We start from the raw sequence: 389 nt of genomic DNA on the forward strand, positions 1-389 counted from the left end.
GTAAGATTAAATCTCAACTATTACAAAATACCCCACCCACCTGTTCTATAATCTTCTTTTCTTTGTTTTTTAGCAGCAGCTGTTGCACCACTCCTAAATGCTTCAGCTTTTTGTTTATTCGTTTTATGAGCTTGATCACTTTGAAATTTTTGAAATTCTGCTTTCTTAGCAGCTTCTATATAGCGATTTTTGATTTTCTCTAAGCGTCTCATAGCATCTTTATCTAAACTAATACCTGCTTCTTTTGCTTGCTGCTCTATTTTTAATGCTGTCTTATAACTTACTTCTGCATAAAATTCACTCTAGAATCTTTCTTCATTGCATCATTATATGGATTTATCTTATTATTTTTGGTCATGCCTCCATATTGCAGTTATGCCTATTAAAAA

1 protein-coding gene is annotated in these 389 nt (G+C 31.9%); it reads right to left on the bottom strand.

Annotation, left to right across the window (positions count from 1 at the left end):
• Positions 1–20 precede the first annotated feature (20 nt).
• A complete protein-coding gene (locus KYQ89_RS04170) occupies positions 21–212 on the bottom strand; it encodes a tRNA (guanine-N1)-methyltransferase (protein WP_256621299.1) in 192 nt (63 codons plus the stop codon).
• Between the last annotated feature and the right edge of the window lie 177 nt (positions 213–389).

Source organism: Rickettsia sp. TH2014, assembly GCF_019249195.1.
Classification (GTDB): domain Bacteria; phylum Pseudomonadota; class Alphaproteobacteria; order Rickettsiales; family Rickettsiaceae; genus Rickettsia; species Rickettsia felis.

Excerpts from the sequence above, each read along its gene's own strand:
- KYQ89_RS04170 (WP_256621299.1), bottom strand. The coding sequence starts at position 212 with ATGAGACGCTTAGAGAAAATCAAAAATCGCTATATAGAAGCTGCTAAG.